Below are 16,573 nucleotides of genomic sequence, written 5' to 3'. Positions count from 1 at the left end.
GCGGATCTGGTCTTCGGCAGGCCGTACTCGGGGTGTCGGCGTAGCTACAGCAATGGTGCCCGGCTCATCCTCTCCGAGCCGGGCGCACATAACCCTTTCCGCCGCTCCGTCAGAACAACTGGGTGTGTACCACCGGTTGGTACGGGTACTCGCCGTGCGGTCCGCACTGATTTGTCGGCTACTTGCTGCGCTCGATGGTCTGGGTGATCCAGTCGGTCAGCGCGGGGGCGGCGGTGTCGTAGCCGGTGGCGTCGAACGCGCCCGTGTGGCCGTCTTGGACGGCCGGAACAGCGGGGCCCGTTCCGGCAGTGGTCGCGGTGTATGTGTTGGCCAGGGTGGGGAACTGCTGGCCGGCGAACGCTGCGGCGGTGGCCGAGACAAGGTCGGCGGCGATCGGTGCCAGCCCGGTCAGCGTCAGCACCGCCGTCACCGGGTCGCCGTCGGCGAGGGATTCCACGGCGGTCCAGGCGATCTCCTGGGCGCGACCGACGTCGGTGGCGATGCGGGAGATGTCGAGCCCGGCCAGGACACCAACGATCTCGGCGGCGATCGTAGCGACTCCGGTGGTGTCCAGGGGTGCAGCCAACGCCAACGCCCGCGCGACCAGCCGCAGGTCGAGTCCATCGGCCAGCTCGACCAGCGGGGCGAACTGGTTGTTCAGATCACCCGAGACACGGTGCACGCCGCGCACGTCGCCTGCGGCAATCAGTCCGGGCAGCTGGGCGAGGTCGGCCACGATCGCGGGCACATTCGCGGTGAACCCGGCGAGCCCGTTGACAACCGTGACGACCTGTGCCAGGACCTGAGACACACTGATCTGCCCGGTCGTGGACGACCCGATGCTCGTCGCGGTGGAGGCGCCCTTCGCCAAGGCAGTCGCTGAGGTCGTGCTGGTCAGGGCCGTTGTCGAGGTCGCCGTGGTGGTGAGGGCACGGCTCACCGCGGCGAGGGCCGGAGAGGACTCGGCGGTGGTGGAGCAGTAGCTGTCACCGGTGAGGCACAGCGTGCGGACCCGGTCGGTCAGCTCGCCGAAGCCCTGCACCCGTGGACCGGTGACGCCTTGCCCGGAGACCGGCGTACCGAGCTGGGGGGTGGCCGCGTCGCGGCGCGGATCGGCTACGAGCGCGACGGCCAGGACGCGGGAGGCCGGGATCGGGCCTCGATGGTTGCCGATTCTGGTGGCGAGGTCGCCGGCGACCTCGGCGCCCTGGCCGTAGCCGGCCATAACGACTCGGGTGTCCGAGCACAGTCCCTTCACCGCCGCGGTGAGGTCTGCTTCGCTCACCGACCCCGCACCTGCGGAGGACTCGGTGAGGGTTCGGACCTCGATATCGGTGCCGTAGCGGGTGGTCAGGGATTGCCCGAGCTCGGTGAGGGTCCCGTTCGTGGCCTGCCCGTTGGTGGCGGGGATTGTCTCGTAGGTGCCTGGTGTCAGTAGCGCGGTCCAGTGCGGGCACGGGGTATCGGTGCGGTCGGGGGTGGGTTCTGCGGCGGCGATACCGGCCGTCACGGTGGTCGCGGTGATGGCCGCGCACAGCGCCGCGCGGGCGGTGCGGCGGAGCGGGGCGTTGTTGCGGTGCATGGTGTGTTCTCCGTTCGGGTGAGGGTGCTGGTCAGGAGGTGGCGCGGGAGTTGTTGTCGTGGGCGGGTGTGAGTCTGCGGGCGGTGTAGAAGTCGTCGCCGTTCCACCGGTAGGGCGAGACCTGGACGGGTTGGTCGAAGGTGGGTGCGTGCACCATCCGGCCCGCGCCGAGGTAGATCCCTACGTGATGGACGTCGGCTGCGGTGCCGTAGAACACGAGATCTCCGGGGACGAGCTGGTCCTCGGGCACGGGTGTGCCGGTGTGGACCTGGTCGTAGGTGGTGCGCGGGAGTGAGATCCCGGCGGCGCGGTAGGCGGCTTGGGTGAGTCCCGAGCAGTCCCAGCCGCCGTTCACGTCCGGTCCGTTGCCGCCCCACACGTAGGGGAGGCCGAGCTGTGCGCAGGCGAACGAGATCACCTGTGCGGCTGTCGGGTTTGTCGGTGAGGTGGTGTGGCAGTCGCCGCCGGAGGTGTCGGGTGTGGTGGCGCGGTAGCGGGCGGCTTGGTCGAGGACATCGCGGACGTACCAGTCGGCGTGGTTGTAGGCGAAGATCGCGCTGTACATGTCGGCGGGCGCGCCGGAGTCGCATAGATAGAACGCGGCGGCGTGGATGGCGTCGGAGGGGTTGTAGCGCGAGGGCGGACTCGCCCCACCAGCGGGCAACGAGTGTCGGGCGATGACCGAGTCGAAGGTGGGAGCCAGGAACTGCATCGGTCCACCGGCCCCGGAGGCGTTCTCACCGGCGGACACTCCCGGCAGGGTGGAGCGGCCGTGGTCGGTCTCGATCTTGCCGATCGCGGCAAGCACCGACCAGTCCAGACCGGGACAGTCTGCGGCAGCGGCCTGGTAGAGCACGAGCATCTCGGTCGGGACGTCCTGGTGAGCTTCGGTGCTCGGGGTCGAGCCGGTGCCGGCCGAGGCGCCCGGGGCAGGGGCGAGCGCGGTGTCGAACACGACGACGGCGCTGACCACGGTCGCGATGACGACCGTGAGGAACACGAACGCGAACCCCGCCCCGAGTGCCTTGGCCAGCATCGCTGCTTCAACACCACTCGGAGAGCGGCGGCTGGGGTGGCGGTGGTGCGAGGGCGATGATGCCGCCCAACGGTGTCGATGTGGGCTCCGGTTCGGCCTCCTCGGCCGGTGGCGTGAGTCGGGGCCACACGGCGGCGAGGTGGTGCATGCGTGTGCGTTCGGTGGCGGGACCCAGCGGTAGCCACACCTGCTCGGCGGGGCTCGCTTCGATACTGCGGGAGGCGAGTTCGGCTGCGGCGGTGGCCACGGGCACGGCCTCGGGGTCGGGGAGCCGTTCCCAGGTCCGGTGCAGTGCCGCGCGGGTTCTGGTCTCGCGGACGAGGGTCGGTACCCAGAACAGGACGGGTGTGATGACGCCGGTGGTGCGCGCCAGCTCGGCAAAGCCGTTCAGTTTGGCCGCGACCTTGGCCGTGCCTCGGGTGGTGTCGAGGTCGTACTCGAGAAAGAAGTCGAGGGTCGTCTCGGCGTAGGTGTAGCGGCCGAAGGCGTCGGGGCGGGCGAGATCGCCCCACAGGCGCTCGCAACGGGTCTGTGACCACCACGCCCGCACCTGTGAGGGTTCGCCGCGCTGGTCGTGGGCGGGGTAGGCGGTCAGGGCGGTGAACCAGTCGGCCACGCCGAGGGCGTGGGCCAGGTGCAAGCTGTGGGAGACGGCGAGGGCGCGCTGGTGGTTGTAGCCCAGTTCGCGCACCGTGATCCCGGCTTCGGCGGCGAGTACGCCGGCGCCGGCCGGCGCGAGGACCCAGTGCATCGGTGCGCTTCCCCGGGGCCGCAAGGGCCGGAACCGATCCAGGACGCCGTAGCGATGCAGCAGGGTGAGACGCCGCAATGCGATGGCGGGGGTGGGGAAGGCGAGGGCGGCGAGCTGGTTGGTGGTCAGGACGCGGTGCTCGTGCAGCATCCGCAGGATCCAGCGGTCCCGCTCGGTCATCCGCCCGACAAGCGCGGTCAGGTCGAGCGGTCGGGGTCGAGGTCGGTTGTCGGGTCGGGGGCGCCGGCTGTCTGCTTGCCGGGCGGGGCGGGAAAGCATCTGTGGCACGGTCTTTCTCGGGTGGTCAGGTCGAATGGGTGAGGGTTCTGGGTGCGGGAGGGCTGAGTCAGTCGGTGGGCGCGGGGCCAGGTGTGGATGCTGGGGCGACCAGGCGGGCGCGGGCGGCGGCAGCGATTTCACGGGCCCGGCCGGGGATCGGCGGATCGAGCGGTCGGGTGGTGAGGGTGAACGGGCGGGCGTTGCGGCCGTCGATCAGCAAGCGGGCGGCGGCGTGGAAGGCATCCAGATGTGACAGGTCGTGCTCGGACAGCCACGGGTCGGTGTGGCGGGCCAGGTCCCGGGCGTCATCGGGTGACACGGCGAAGATGACCTTGTTGCGGGCATTGGCCGAGATGCCATCGCGCAACTCGCGCGTGAGCTGGCCCAGGTTCTGGTGCGCCAGCAGTAGCGACAGGCGCAGTCCTCGGGCCTCGGCGAGCATGTCCTCGATCGGTGTGGACAGGTTGAGGAAGTTCTGCGCCTCGTCGAGCACGAGAGCCGCGTCCGGCCGGTCAGCAGAAGGCACCCGCGCACGCGCCGTCACCGCCTGCCAGGTCCTCGCTACCAGCAAAGACCCCACCAAGCGCGAGGTCTCCTCTCCGAGCGAACCTTTCGGCACGCGCGCGAGGCAAATGCCGCCCTCGTCGAGGACATCGGCGAACTCGACCGTGCTGGGGCCGCCCGCGATGGCCGACCGCACGAACGGGCGCAGCAGGAACGCACGCAATTTGTTCAGCAACGGGCCGGTGAGTTGGGCGCGACCGGTGTCGGAGAGCTGCTCGTAGGCGTCCCAGAACCCGCGCAAGACAGGGTCTTTGGTGGTCCGGGTGACGCGGGAGCGGAACGCAGGCTCGGTGAGGAGGCGGGGCAGGTCGGCCAGGGTCGCGGTTCCAGGCTGCGCGCAGAGGGTGAGCAGGCCGGCGCGCATGATGTCGTCGGTGCGTGGCCCCCACCACTGGTGAAAGATGCGGTGGAAGACGGTGACGAGGTTGTCGACGGCGAGATCGGTCCTTGCGCGCCCGATCCGGCCGATGTCGAGCGGATTCACACACGGCGGCGCGGCGGGGGAGTCGGCATCGAAGAGCACCACCCGCTCACCCATTCGTGACGGCAGCCGCGACAGGACGTCGGTCACGAGGTCGCCTTTGGGATCGATGACGATCACCCCGCGTCCGGCGTCGGCGTCATCGAGGATCGTGCGCGCCAGCAGAGTGGATTTGCCGACGCCGGTAGGGCCGAGGATGTGCAGGTGGTGGCGGGCGTCGGAGATCTTCACCGCAACCGGGCGACGAGTGCCGGTGTCAGCCATTCCGAGCGGTTTGGTGTGCTCGCCGCCGACAGGGATCTCCGGGGCGGGGGACAGGGCGCGGGCTCCGGCGCGTTGTAGACCGGGTAGCCCCTCGTCGGTGGGCAGATGCGCGATCGTGGCCAGCTCGGGCACCGACAGCACGTCCCCGCGCCCGAGACGCCGCTGCCGGATCAACCGCTCGAGGCGCAGGCGACGGCGACGACGGTAGTAATTGTGGTCGGTGCAGGCCCCGAACACTGTGGCGAGAGCATCAGCGCGCCCACGCGCCACCGCCCGCGCCTGTGCCGCCGAGTCGACCTGCTCGTCGCCGGCGGAGACCGGGACCGAGGCGGCGTAACGGACGATCGTCTCCCAGTGCGCTCCTCGGGCTTTCGCCGCCGCCGCGCGGGCGGCGGCGCTGTACTCCAGAGATATCTGGCGGTCGGTGCCCGACCCTGCACCCAATCCACCGGCGGCGCGGGAGTCACGGGTCGAGCCCGTGCCGGGAGTGAGCAGGTTCAGCGCCCCACGCAGCAGTCCCACCGCGACCCCGGCCCGAGTGCGAGTGCTCGCTGCGGCGCGGGTGGCTCGTCCGACCCGGCGGCCGGTGACCGGTCGGGTGAGGATCTGCACGCAGGTGGCTTGGCCTGGGGCGAGGTCGTCGGCGGCGATGATCAGGTTGCGCACCAGATCCCCGGAGTGATCGGTACTCAACGGGAGCCCCTCACGGCGCCCGAGACGCAGCTCCCCTCCCGCGACCACCCGTCTCCCACCTTTCACCGGCGTCGGCAGCGGGGGCCGGGCGGGTTCGAGAGTGTCGGTGTGCGCGCCGGGCCATGCCGAGGCGATGGCGCGTTCGATGAGACCGGGTGGGATTGCGCCGGGCACCCAGAGCCGGATCGCGGCACCGTGCTCGGAAGTGACGGTGTACTCGAACCCGAGATGCGGTTGCCCCAGCAGGGTTCTCGCCCACGCGGGTCGCAGTTGCCCGATGAGGTGGGCCCAGAAGCTGAGTGCGCCATTGGCATCGACTTCGGGTGGCGTGAGCACGGTGATCTGACGAGCACACGTACTCAGCCGGCCACGCCGCCACCGAACTGCCAGCCGTGCCGCGGCGAGCACCGCGACACCGGCCGCGACCACGAACAGCCCGTCGGTGGACATGAGTGCCTGTTCGAGGGCTTCGCGGAGGTCGGCCAGGGCTCGGCCGGGCGCCAGAAGCGCCCGGCCGAGCCATCCCTGCTCGGGATTCACGCGGCCACCGATCCCGGGCCGGTGATCTCGGTGTTCGGCAGCGTCGCCGCGTTACCGAACGGGAAACGGCCTGCCGCGCGGCGGCGTTCGGTCGCCTCGCTGGTTTCCGGCTTGCGGAGGATGATGACGTCCTCGTGGGCGATGAGATGCATCGGCAGCCCAGCGGCGCGCTGTTTGACGATGAAGTCGCGCTGGAAGAACGAGCTGCGGGCGATGAGTTCGCCCTCGGACAGCCGACCCAGCAATGCCACACACCGCTCGACCGGCACGAGTCCGGCCAGTTCGCCGCAGGTGTAGAGGTGGGCCGGCAGCGGGACGAGTTCGGCGTGCTGACGCCACGGCCTGGCGGTGATCACCACATGCCCGCCGGGCGCGAGGTAGTCGGCGGCGCCGGCCAGGATCTTGGTGAACCCGGACAACAGGCGGCCGAGGCCGACGTTGGCGAGGTTGCCGCGATCCAGCACCGCTCCGTAGCGGTGGTTCTTCTTCAGCACCGGGTCCTTGCGGTTGGCGCGCACGTGCCCGTGCAGAGAATCGCCGTAGGGAGGGGAAGTGACGACCAGGTTCGCCTGACCACGCAGCTCGGCCGGGATCAGCTCGCCCAGCTTGCGGGCGTCGCCGTGATAAGCGTTCGCGGCGAGGTCGATCCCGGCCTCATGTGCGAGGCCGATGTTGGTGCGTGCCAGCTCCGCCCACCGGCCCTCGTACTCCACACCCACCGCGCGGCGGCCCAGATACAGGGATTCGACCAGAGTAGTGCCGATCCCGCACATCGGATCCAGCACGAGGTCCCCGGGCCGGGTGTAGGTGTTCACGGCGTGGGCGACGATGGCAGGGAGCATCTTCGCGGGATGGGCGGTGCTGTCGGGGTGATAGCGCCCCCGCCGCTGCGCGGCGGGCGCGGTCTGCGCTGTGACCCACACAGACACCGGTGTGCTGGCCGGGCCCGTCTGTGCTGGGGTCACGGAGGCGAGATTCGTGGCGGGGCTGAGGGTCATGGCGGCGTCCTTCGCGGGAGAGTTCCGGTAGGGCAGAGGGCGTGTGGGCTCAGCCATGCGCGGGCTGGAGGAAGACGAAGACATCGGTGTGCGCGACGGTGTGGCGCGCGGTGCCCGAGGGAGCCGGAGATGAAGTCGCGGTGACGATCTGCCCGGAGATCGGGGCGGCGATGATGTGCTGGAGGTAGAGCAGATCGGCAGCCTGCGCGGCGGCCACGACCGATCCGGCGGGGTCGAGCAGGATCCCGGAGTCGCTGTGTCGGCAGCGAGAGAAAACGACTAGCAACCCGCCCATCGCCAGCGCCTCGGTCGCCAGCGTGGTGACGTGCTCGGCGGCAGCGATCGGGCCGAGATGATCGGCGAGCAGACTTGCGACGACCAGATCCACCGGCTCACCGGGCCACCTCCGATCGGTGGGGGCGTCGAGGCCGTGGCGGCCCAGAGCGTCGATCGTCGAGATGGCGGCGGCGGTGTCGGGCTCGATGATCCGCAACGGCCCCCGGGTGACGGGGGTGGGCCAGCCCAGCAGCAACACTCGCGCGCCGGGGGCGGAGAATTCGGTGATCGTGTGGACCAGAGCCCGCTCGGGCCAGCGGTCGTCGGGATCGAGCGGTTCGGACCCCAGCGCCCACAAGGTGGAGGGGACGTGCACGGCGGCGGAGCTGGGACCGTGGCGGCGGGAACTGGCGGGCATTGCGGCCTCCTGAGCGAGAGAGCGGTATGTACTCGCTTACTTCCGCCAAAAGGCCGAAATCGGGACATGGCCCTACCGATTTTTTTCTGAGAATTTTCCTGTGGTTGAAAACGTGCCGGAGGTTGCAATCCGCTTCGTAGATTCGGAGAACTTTTTGACGATTTTCTCGGCGGGTTGCCAATGCTTTTCTATAGCTCTATCCAGGGCATGTCTGAAACATATCCGGTTCATATCCTGGCGTTGTCTTCGACTTCACAAGCGCAGGTTGGGGTCATGTCCGTGCGGGTATCCGGCGGTTCGGCTGCGACGTGGCGAGTAGTTGCACATTGGTCACCGATCTGGCCAGGATATGACTTCGATATGTTTCAGATAGGGCTGGGAGGTGATTTGGATAGGGTTCCGATGCGTTTCGGATATGGGTTCGAGGTGTCCTTGTGATGTCGGAAGTTCTCGACTGAACAAGGAGATCTGTAGTGACGAGTTCACACATCGCGACATATGCGGGACCGGGTGCAAAGCCGGACTCGCCGCTGGCAGTGGTGCGGGCGGGCTTCGACCGGATGGCCGCCGAATCCGTGCCTGCCCTCCCACGCCCGGTGCCGTCCTCGGCGGCCGGCCCCGCCGTCCCGGTACCGACGTGGGGGCATTTGCGTGAGCGGCTGTGGCACCCGGGGACTCCGATGGCGGAGGTCGACGCGATCTGGGTGTGGCTGCTGCAACGAGTCCGCACCGAGGAGGCGGCCGCGATGCTCGCATGTGCCGGACTGGCCGCGCCGATGCTGTCGCGGACCGCCGGCGAGTGCGTCACCTCGAGCCACCCGGCCCGTCACGACATCGAGTCCGAAATCCTGACCGCGTTCCTGTCCCATCTCTCGCGCGTCGGCCTGGCCGAGCCGGGGGTGTGGCATCGGCTGCGGTGGGGTGCCTACCGCGCGGCGCTCGCCGCGGCAACCAGTCAGCGAACCGACGTGGTCACCGTCGGAGACCTCGACCGTGACCTTGCCCCACGGGGGGAGCAGGGGCAGACGATGGTGTCGGGGCCGGGGCATCCCGAGTCGGTGCTGGCCGAGGCCGTAGCCGCTGGAGTGATCTCGGCTGACGCGGCAGAACTCATCACCACCTCGCGCTGGGAAGGCCGGTCGCTGACCGCCTTGGCCGCTGAGCGCGGTGTGTCCCTGTGGAAGTTGCGCAAGCAGCGACCCCGCGCCGAACGCGCTCTGCTCGCGTGGCTGAACGACCGTGTCCGCGACGTCGATCCCGAGCGCACCAGCCCGGTCGAGGTCGCCGCGGTCACCGCCCTCGCACCACCGGAGCGGTCACCGCGGCGAGGCCGCCGGCAGAACCGGCCCTCGGTCACTCCAGCATCGCCGGACATCGAGCAGTGGAGGGCGGCATGAATACCAATCAGGGGCACCTCCACCAGGCGCCGCCACGGCCGGCTCGGCGTCGGCTGCGGATTCTCGCGGTCGCGGCCACGAGCATGCTGCTGATGATGCTCGCCGGATCCGCTTCGGCGACACCACCGCATACCGAAGTGCTGGCCATCGCCTCGTCGCTGGACGAGGTGATCGACAACGCCCGCAACTGGTTGGTCGGCATCCTGGCCGGGCTGGCGACACTGTTCCTGACCGTCGCCGGAGCCCGCTACCTGCTCGGCGGCGGCGACCCCGGCGAGATCGAGAAAGCCAAAACCGCCTTCCGCGCCGCCTGCTTGGGCTACGCGCTGGCGATGCTGGCACCGGTCATCGTCGCCGTGCTCAAGTCCATCATCGGAGCCTGACCGTGACCACCTCGGCCCAGGCACCATCCGCCCCCGCCCGGTTCTCCCCGGCCGCGCGCATCGCTGCCGCCGGCGCAGCGGCCGTGCTCACCGCCGTCCTGATCATGCTCACCGGTTCCGCCGGTGCCGCCGCCCAACCCGCCACCCCGACACCGACCCCGCCGGCGACCACGCAACCGGACACCCCCGGCACGACAACACCGCCGCCGACCACGACAACCCCACGCCGGTGGGTGACACCGCCTTCGACCACCGCCCCGCCCACGACCACCGCGCCCGGCACGACACCGGCACCGACTCCCGGATCCGGTTCGAGCTCGGGGTCGGCCGAGTGCGGGGTCACCAACATCACGGGCTGTGTCGAGAACGCGATCGACGGATTCTTCCGGCGCATCGTGGAGACCTCGCTCAACCCGCTGCTCGAACTGCTGTCGAAAACGCTGCTCACCACGCCGGAGCCCGAGCAGATACCCGAGATCGGGGTGCTGTGGAACCAGTCCTGGCAGATCGTACTGGCCCTCTACGTGCTGGTCGTGATGGCCGCCAGCGTGCTGTTGATGGCGCGCGAGACCGTGCAGACCCAATGGTCGATCCGCGAACTCGCACCCCGCCTGGTGATCGGATTCGCGGCCGGGGGATTGAGCATGATGATCGCCACCGCCGGAATCGGTTTCGCCAACGCCCTCGCCACGGCGATGGCAGGCGACGGGGTCGATACCGGTTCGGCCGCCGACGCGCTGGCCGAGCTTGCGTTCACCAGCACCCAGAGCCTCGGCATGCTCGTGCTGTTGCAGCTGGCGTTGGCGGTGATGCTGCTTCTGCTGATCATCTCCTATCTGGTGCGGGTCACGATCACGATCCTGCTGATCGTGGGCGCACCGCTGGCGTTGATGTGTCACGGACTTCCCGGCCTGGACGGCATCGCCCGCTGGTGGTGGCGCTCCTTCGCCGCCTGTCTGGCGATCCAGGTCGTGCAATCGCTGACCCTGGTGACCGTCGTGCGGGTCATGCTCACTCCCGGCGGGTGGTATCCGTTCGGGCCCGACGCCAACGAGATCGTCGACCTCACCGTCGCTTTGGCGTTGATGTTCGTGTTGATCAAGACCCCGATGTGGCTGTTGTCGGTGCTCAAGATCGGGCACGGGCGCAGCTTCGCCGGATCGATCGTGCGCGGGTTCCTCGCCTACAAGACACTCGGCCTGCTCAAAGGCGCCACCTCGGGCAGCGCCCGCACGACCGCCTCGGCGGCGTCGGCACGCCGAAGCGCGCAACCCGTCCGCGCCCCACGAGCACCCCGTACCGGCGCCGGCAGCGGTCCGCCCGACCCGTACGCGCGGGTGCGCTCGACACGCGACGGGCAGCTCATGCTGCCCCTGGAAGGAGTCCGCCGGGTAGCCCGGCAACACAGCCCGGCACTGGCCGAGGCGACCGGCACGCCGCCCCCGACTCGCGCCCGGACAGCGAGGGCCCGCCAGCTCGCCTTCGACTTCACCCCGCCGGACCCGTACCGGGGCATCCGCGCCGGGGCCGGGGGACAGTACCCACTCCCGATCCCGGTGCGTCGGGTCCGCACAACACCACCGCCACCCGAGCCGCCGCAGCGGCCAGGTCGCCGCGCCAGACCGAAACAGCTCGCCTTCGACTTCACCGAACCCACCCCGCCCGACCCGTACGCGCGTCTTCGCCCGAACCGCAGCGGCCAGTACCCGCTCCCGTTCCCCGTCACCCGGGTCAAACCCGCCCCACCGCCACCGAACCCACCGCGGCCACCGGCCCCGACCCCGGCGCGTCCGGCGGGACGGCAGCTGCACCTGCCCATGCCCGATCTGCCCGTCCGCCGCCGCGCATCCCGCGCACCGCGAGGAGGGAACCTCCAGTGAGCACCATCGTGCGCATCCCCGCCGACGTCGAGCGTTCCGACCGCTTGTTGGGGCCATTCACCGCCCGCCAACTCGCCGTCCTGGCCACCACCGCCGCACTGCTGTATTCGACCTGGGCCGCCACACGGTCCTTGCTACCTCTGCCGGTATTCGCCGTCGCCGCCGCCCTGGTGTCTGTCGTCATCGCCGTAGCGGTCCTCACCCGCCGCGATGGCCTCTCGGCCGACCTGCTCCTCGTCGCCGCTGTTCGCCACCACCTGCACCCCCGCCGACTCACCCGATCACACGGCAGGACCCAGGCGCCACGCTGGCTCACTACCGGCACCAAAGGTCGCAGTCCCCGGCTGCCGGTACCTTCCGAACTGTCGGCGACTCAGGCGCACCTGCCCGAGTCGGTGGCGAGCAGCGGCAGCGGCGGGGTCGGCGTGATCGACCTCGGCACCGACGGACTCGCCGCCATCGCCGTCGCCGGAACTGTCAACCTGTCGTTGCGGACCCCGGACGAACAGGACAGCCTCGTCGGTCAACTCGCAGGCTGGCTACACACCCTGCGCCAGCCGGTCCAGATCCTCATCCGCTCGGCCCGCCTCGACCTGACCGAACACATCACCGGACTACACGCCGCCGCGCAACAGATGTCACCCGACCTCGCCGCAGCAGCTCTCGACCATGCCGACCACCTCACCGAACTGGCCGCCCGCGAGGACCCGGTCCACCGGCAGGTGCTGCTCGTGTGGCGCGAACGCACCGAAGCCCTGCCCACCAGCGGGCTACGTGCCCGCCTCCCCGGACAGCGTCGAGCATCGTCCACGCTCTCGAGCGGCGCCCGCCGCGCGGCCGAGTCCCGGCTGCTCCGCCGGATGAATGAGGCCGCCGATGTCCTATCCCCCATGGGGATCTCGGTGACCGCCCTCGACCACGACGCCGCCACCGCCGTGCTGGCCGGCTGCACCAACCCAGAAAGCCTCGTCTCGGCCGCCGCCGACATCACCTCCGCCGACACCGTGATCACCGCCGGCTCCGACACCCCGACACCGGACCCGTTCGCCGGAGAGGTGCTCGACCGGTTCGCCCCGGAGTCCCTGACCATCGGAACCCGGCACCTCGAAATCGGTTCCGACTGGAGTGCGACCCTCGCGGTCACCGGCTACCCGCGCGAGGTGACAGCCGGCTGGCTCGCGCCGCTGCTGTCGCACCCCGGCCGGGTCGAGGTCGCGGTGCACGTCGAGCCGGTCGATCCGGCCACGGCCGCGACACGGCTACGCCGCCAGCAGGCCCGGCTGGAGTCCTCCCGGACGCAAGACCTCGGTCGGGGCCGCCTGACCGATCCGCAGGTCGATGTCGCGGTGGAGGACGCCGCTGACCTGTCGGCGCGCGTCGCGCGGGCCGAGGCAAGGTTGTTCCGGGTCGGGGTGTATCTCACCGTCCATGCTTCCTCGGAATCCGACCTGGCCGACGAGGTAGCAGCGGTCCGCGCGCTGGCTGCAAGTCTGCTCGTGGACACCTGCACCCTGTCCTACCGGGCGGCTCAGGCGTGGGCGACGACCCTACCCCTCGGGTTGGACCTCATCCGCGTACAGCGCACTTTCGACACCACCGCCCTCGCCGCAGCGTTCCCCTTCGACTCGCCCCAACTCCCCGCCCCGGACCCCGCCCAAGCCGACCGGCCACAAGGCGTCCTCTATGGCCGCGACGCCGCCTCGGGTCTGCTGTTCGTGGACAGATTCGGGTCCGAGGCTCACAACCATAACCTCGTCGTTCTCGGCCGCAGCGGTGCGGGCAAGTCCTACCTGGTCAAGACCGAGATCCTGCGCGCGCTGTATCGCGGAATCGAACAGGTCGTCATCGACCCCGAAGACGAATACCGGCGCCTGAGTGAGGCCGTGGGCGGCACCAACATCCGCCTCGGCGTGCCCGGAGTCCGACTCAACCCGTTCGACCTGGAAGTCCACACCCGACCCGACAGCCGTCGCAGCGCCCCGACCGACGCGCTCACCCGGCGCAAACTGTTCTGCCACACCCTGATCCAGGTACTGCTGGGCGACCGAACCGCCGCACAACGCTCAGCGCTGGACGCCGCCCTGGCTGCTACCTACACCGCCGCCGGGATCACCGACGACCCCGCCACCTGGACCCGACCCGCACCCACGCTGAGCGACCTGCGCGACCAGCTCGGCCGGCTCGACTCGCCCGCCGCCGTCGAGATGGCTGCTGGGCTGCACCCCTACACCGGCGAGGGAACCTACGCCGGGCTGATCGACGGGCCCACCACCACCGAACCCGAGGGCGCGATGATCGTGTTCTCACTGCGAGAGCTGCCCGACGAGCTGAAAACCATCGGCACCCTCCTAGTGTTGGACGCGACGTGGCGCCGAGCGTCCAACCCTGGCCGGCGGCGGCCCCGCATGATCACCGTGGACGAGGCATGGCTACTGCTACGCGAGCCCGCCGGAGCGGCATTTCTGTTCCGGGCTGCCAAGAGGTTCCGCAAGCACTGGGCGGGACTGACCGTCGCCACGCAGGACTGCGCGGATGTGTGCTCGACCGAGCTGGGTCGTGCGATCATCTCCAACGCCGCGACCCAGATCCTGTTGCGCCAAGCACCACAGGCCATCGACGAAGTCGCCACCGCCTTCCACCTCTCCGACGGCGAGCAACAATTCCTGCTGTCCGCCGCTCGCGGTTCGGGCCTGCTCGCGGTCGGCGGCACCGACCGCGCGGTGTTCGGATCTTTGGCCTCGCCCACCGAGAACGCGCTCATCACCACTGACCCCGCGGAACTGGCCACCACCGACGACCGAGACGCCGACGTCGATATCGACTCCCTCCTACCACTCCAAAGGTCGAGCTCACCCAGCACCACTGACCGATTCACGGCCTCGCATCTCGGCCGCGGTGGGGGCGACATCGAAACCGACGAGCAACCAGGGAAAAAGAGGGACGACCGGCTTGCCTCCTGAGGACATGGTCCAGATGCTGCCGCAGAAACGGCCGTTGCGAGTCGTCCTACGTCGGTGCTGGTCGCGCGCCGTTCCGCAACAGTTGATTCCACCCCGCGAACGTGTGTGCCCACCGCTTCAGTCGCACACCCGCCCGTCCGATGCGCATACGGGCCGCCAGATCGGCCACTGGCCGCCGATTCGGACCGGGCCGGGGTTGAATGTATGGAACTGGGCATTGGCCCGTCAGAAGCGTTGGACGAGAAGACATTTGACTGCTCAGCGACTACGGAGCGTTGATGGACCCGGTCAGTTGGCCGGTCGGTCCACATCCCACGGGCCCGAAGCCGAATTGCCGACTACGACCGCTACCCGGAGCTGGGTGCGGTATCGCGCACGAAGGAAGAGAGGTAGTCATGAATCCGGAAACTCCCGGTGCAGAGGTGGTCACGCCGCTGCCCCGATTCGGCGGCACGCATCGGGCAGGACACAAACGCTGGCTCACGCGCGAAGAGGCTGCCGAGTACCTCGGCGTGCACCCGCGAACGCTGGCGAACTGGGCTGCGTTCGGACGCGGCCCGCGCTACTCGAAGCCCTCAGGCAACTCGTGCATGTATCGACTCGGGGATCTCGACGCCTACCTCCAAGCGTGCATGGTGCACACCGATGACCAGCCTGAGGCTGCCTGACACCCACCGACGAAATGGAGAAGACCTGTGCCACGACCAGCCACAGAGCTCGGCAGCTACGGCGACATCGGCACCAAGAAGAAACCCGATGGGACGTGGCGTGCGTGGGCGACGTTCCGCGGATACGACGGCAAGAACAAAGTCGTCGACGCGCATCGGCAGACGGAGAACCAGGCGAAGGTGGAACTGCGCAAGAAGCTATCGGCACTCCAGAAGCAGTACAAGGGTCGTGCGCGCGGCAAGGTCACCCGAGACACTCGCCTCTCGGTTCTGATGGATCTGTGGCTCGCTGAAGTCGAACGGGACGAGGGCGTCGATCAACAGTCCTACGACCGGTACCGGGGTGAGATAGACGTCAGCACGGACAAGCGTGCCAAGAGGGAGGTCGTCAAGCTTCGCCCCGCGCTGGGCAATCTGCGCATCTGGGAAGCGGACGCCGGCCGACTCGACGAGCACATCCAAGCCGTCGCGGCGTCGGGCTTGAAGTCGAAGGCCCGCCTTCACAAAGTGATCCTCACAGGAGTCATGGGTCTGGCAGTTCGTTACGGCGCGCTGACGGAGAACCCGGTGCGTGATACCGCACGCCTACGTCGACGGAAAGCCAGGCCCCAGATCATCGAACGAGAACGCCTGGCAGGCCTGCGTGCGCAACTACGGGAGTGGCTAGCGGGAGACGAGATACCGGGCACCCCCGCGTACACGCACGGACCGCGCCGGGACCCGCTCATCGTGGACGTCGCCGACCTGATCCTGGGCTCGGGTGTGCGTCCGGGAGAAGCGCTGGCGGCGTCCTGGGAACAGTTCGATCTCGAATCGCGGCCCGCGACGTTCACAGTGGCCGCCACCGTCGTGAGGCTGAAAGGCAAGGGGCTGTTCCGGCAGGAGTGGACGAAGACCGACGCCGGGCACCGAACGGTCGCGTTGCCGGGGTTCGCTGTCGACATGCTGAACAGATTGCGGGACGACCCGACACACGGGCGGATGTGTGACGTCAAGGCATTGCGTGAGGTGGGGGGTGAAGTGGTGGAGGTGGAGGACAAGACCGCGCTCGTGTTTCCTGGTCGAGGCGGGGTGCTGCGCGATCCGCACAACTTCAACCGCACCTGGCGCGACGCGCGCGGCACCGAATACAAGGATGTGACCCAGTACACGTTCCGGAAGACAGTCGCCACGCTCATCGCCGAAGGGGCGGATGCGAAGACCGCGGCGAAGCAGCTGGGCCACTCCCGGGAAGGGGTTACGGAGCGTCACTACATCGCATCGGCGGAGCGGGCGCCGGACTCGTCGGCGGTCCTGGAGGAGGGGCTGGGTCGGACCGCTTGACGTCGACGGTGGGCCCGGAATTCTTGGCGTATTCTTGGTCACGACCCTGGAAACGGGACCAGGCCAAGCCGCGTTAGCGA

12 protein-coding genes are annotated in these 16,573 nt (G+C 69.3%); 6 read left to right on the top strand and 6 right to left on the bottom strand.

Annotated features, from left to right (window positions below; all coding sequences use genetic code 11):
* Nucleotides 1–178 precede the first annotated feature (178 nt).
* The 6 genes from AC1HFH_RS20775 to AC1HFH_RS20750 all read right to left on the bottom strand — a co-directional run bounded on the left by AC1HFH_RS20775 (nucleotide 179) and on the right by AC1HFH_RS20750 (nucleotide 7,882).
* Complete coding sequence (locus tag AC1HFH_RS20775; RefSeq protein WP_480244456.1) at nucleotides 179–1,582, bottom strand: cutinase family protein; 1,404 nt, start codon at nucleotides 1,580–1,582, stop codon at nucleotides 179–181.
* A gap of 31 nt (nucleotides 1,583–1,613) precedes the next feature.
* Nucleotides 1,614–2,618, bottom strand: coding sequence for a C40 family peptidase (locus AC1HFH_RS20770; protein ID WP_480244455.1), 1,005 nt, complete (start codon nucleotides 2,616–2,618; stop codon nucleotides 1,614–1,616).
* A gap of 7 nt (nucleotides 2,619–2,625) precedes the next feature.
* Nucleotides 2,626–3,549, bottom strand: a complete 924-nt coding sequence (locus AC1HFH_RS20765) for a replication-relaxation family protein (RefSeq protein WP_480244454.1) — start codon at nucleotides 3,547–3,549, stop codon at nucleotides 2,626–2,628.
* 166 nt (nucleotides 3,550–3,715) lie between these two features.
* Entirely contained in the window at nucleotides 3,716–6,190 is a 2,475-nt protein-coding gene (locus tag AC1HFH_RS20760) for a type IV secretory system conjugative DNA transfer family protein (protein ID WP_480244453.1), read from the bottom strand.
* Nucleotides 6,187–7,188, bottom strand: coding sequence for a TRM11 family SAM-dependent methyltransferase (locus tag AC1HFH_RS20755; RefSeq protein ID WP_480244452.1), 1,002 nt, complete (start codon nucleotides 7,186–7,188; stop codon nucleotides 6,187–6,189). Before AC1HFH_RS20755 ends, AC1HFH_RS20760 begins: the two co-directional genes overlap by 4 nt.
* A gap of 49 nt (nucleotides 7,189–7,237) precedes the next feature.
* Entirely contained in the window at nucleotides 7,238–7,882 is a 645-nt protein-coding gene (locus tag AC1HFH_RS20750; protein WP_480244451.1) for a hypothetical protein, read from the bottom strand.
* Between the two features lie 473 nt (nucleotides 7,883–8,355).
* On the opposite strand from AC1HFH_RS20750, the gene AC1HFH_RS20745 reads away from it, so the two are divergent.
* The 6 genes from AC1HFH_RS20745 to AC1HFH_RS20720 all read left to right on the top strand — a co-directional run bounded on the left by AC1HFH_RS20745 (nucleotide 8,356) and on the right by AC1HFH_RS20720 (nucleotide 16,493).
* The gene (locus AC1HFH_RS20745) at nucleotides 8,356–9,279 is read left to right on the top strand and encodes a hypothetical protein (protein WP_480244450.1); all 924 of its coding nucleotides are present in this window, start codon (nucleotides 8,356–8,358) and stop codon (nucleotides 9,277–9,279) included.
* Nucleotides 9,276–9,662, top strand: coding sequence for a pilin (locus tag AC1HFH_RS20740; protein WP_480244449.1), 387 nt, complete (start codon nucleotides 9,276–9,278; stop codon nucleotides 9,660–9,662). Before AC1HFH_RS20745 ends, AC1HFH_RS20740 begins: the two co-directional genes overlap by 4 nt.
* A gap of 2 nt (nucleotides 9,663–9,664) precedes the next feature.
* Nucleotides 9,665–11,542, top strand: coding sequence for a TrbL/VirB6 family protein (locus AC1HFH_RS20735; RefSeq protein ID WP_480244448.1), 1,878 nt, complete (start codon nucleotides 9,665–9,667; stop codon nucleotides 11,540–11,542).
* The gene (locus AC1HFH_RS20730; RefSeq protein WP_480244447.1) at nucleotides 11,539–14,502 is read left to right on the top strand and encodes a TraG/VirB4 family ATPase; all 2,964 of its coding nucleotides are present in this window, start codon (nucleotides 11,539–11,541) and stop codon (nucleotides 14,500–14,502) included. Before AC1HFH_RS20735 ends, AC1HFH_RS20730 begins: the two co-directional genes overlap by 4 nt.
* A 395-nt stretch (nucleotides 14,503–14,897) precedes the next feature.
* Nucleotides 14,898–15,170, top strand: a complete 273-nt coding sequence (locus tag AC1HFH_RS20725; protein WP_480244446.1) for a helix-turn-helix transcriptional regulator — start codon at nucleotides 14,898–14,900, stop codon at nucleotides 15,168–15,170.
* A gap of 27 nt (nucleotides 15,171–15,197) precedes the next feature.
* A complete protein-coding gene (locus tag AC1HFH_RS20720) occupies nucleotides 15,198–16,493 on the top strand; it encodes a tyrosine-type recombinase/integrase (RefSeq protein WP_480244445.1) in 1,296 nt (431 codons plus the stop codon).
* The last annotated feature ends 80 nt before the right edge of the window (nucleotides 16,494–16,573 follow it).

It is taken from the genome of Nocardia sp. KT25-26, from assembly GCF_056627695.1.
The sequence above is the reverse complement of the archived record's forward strand: the minus strand, read 5'-3'. Positions and strand labels throughout refer to the sequence as shown.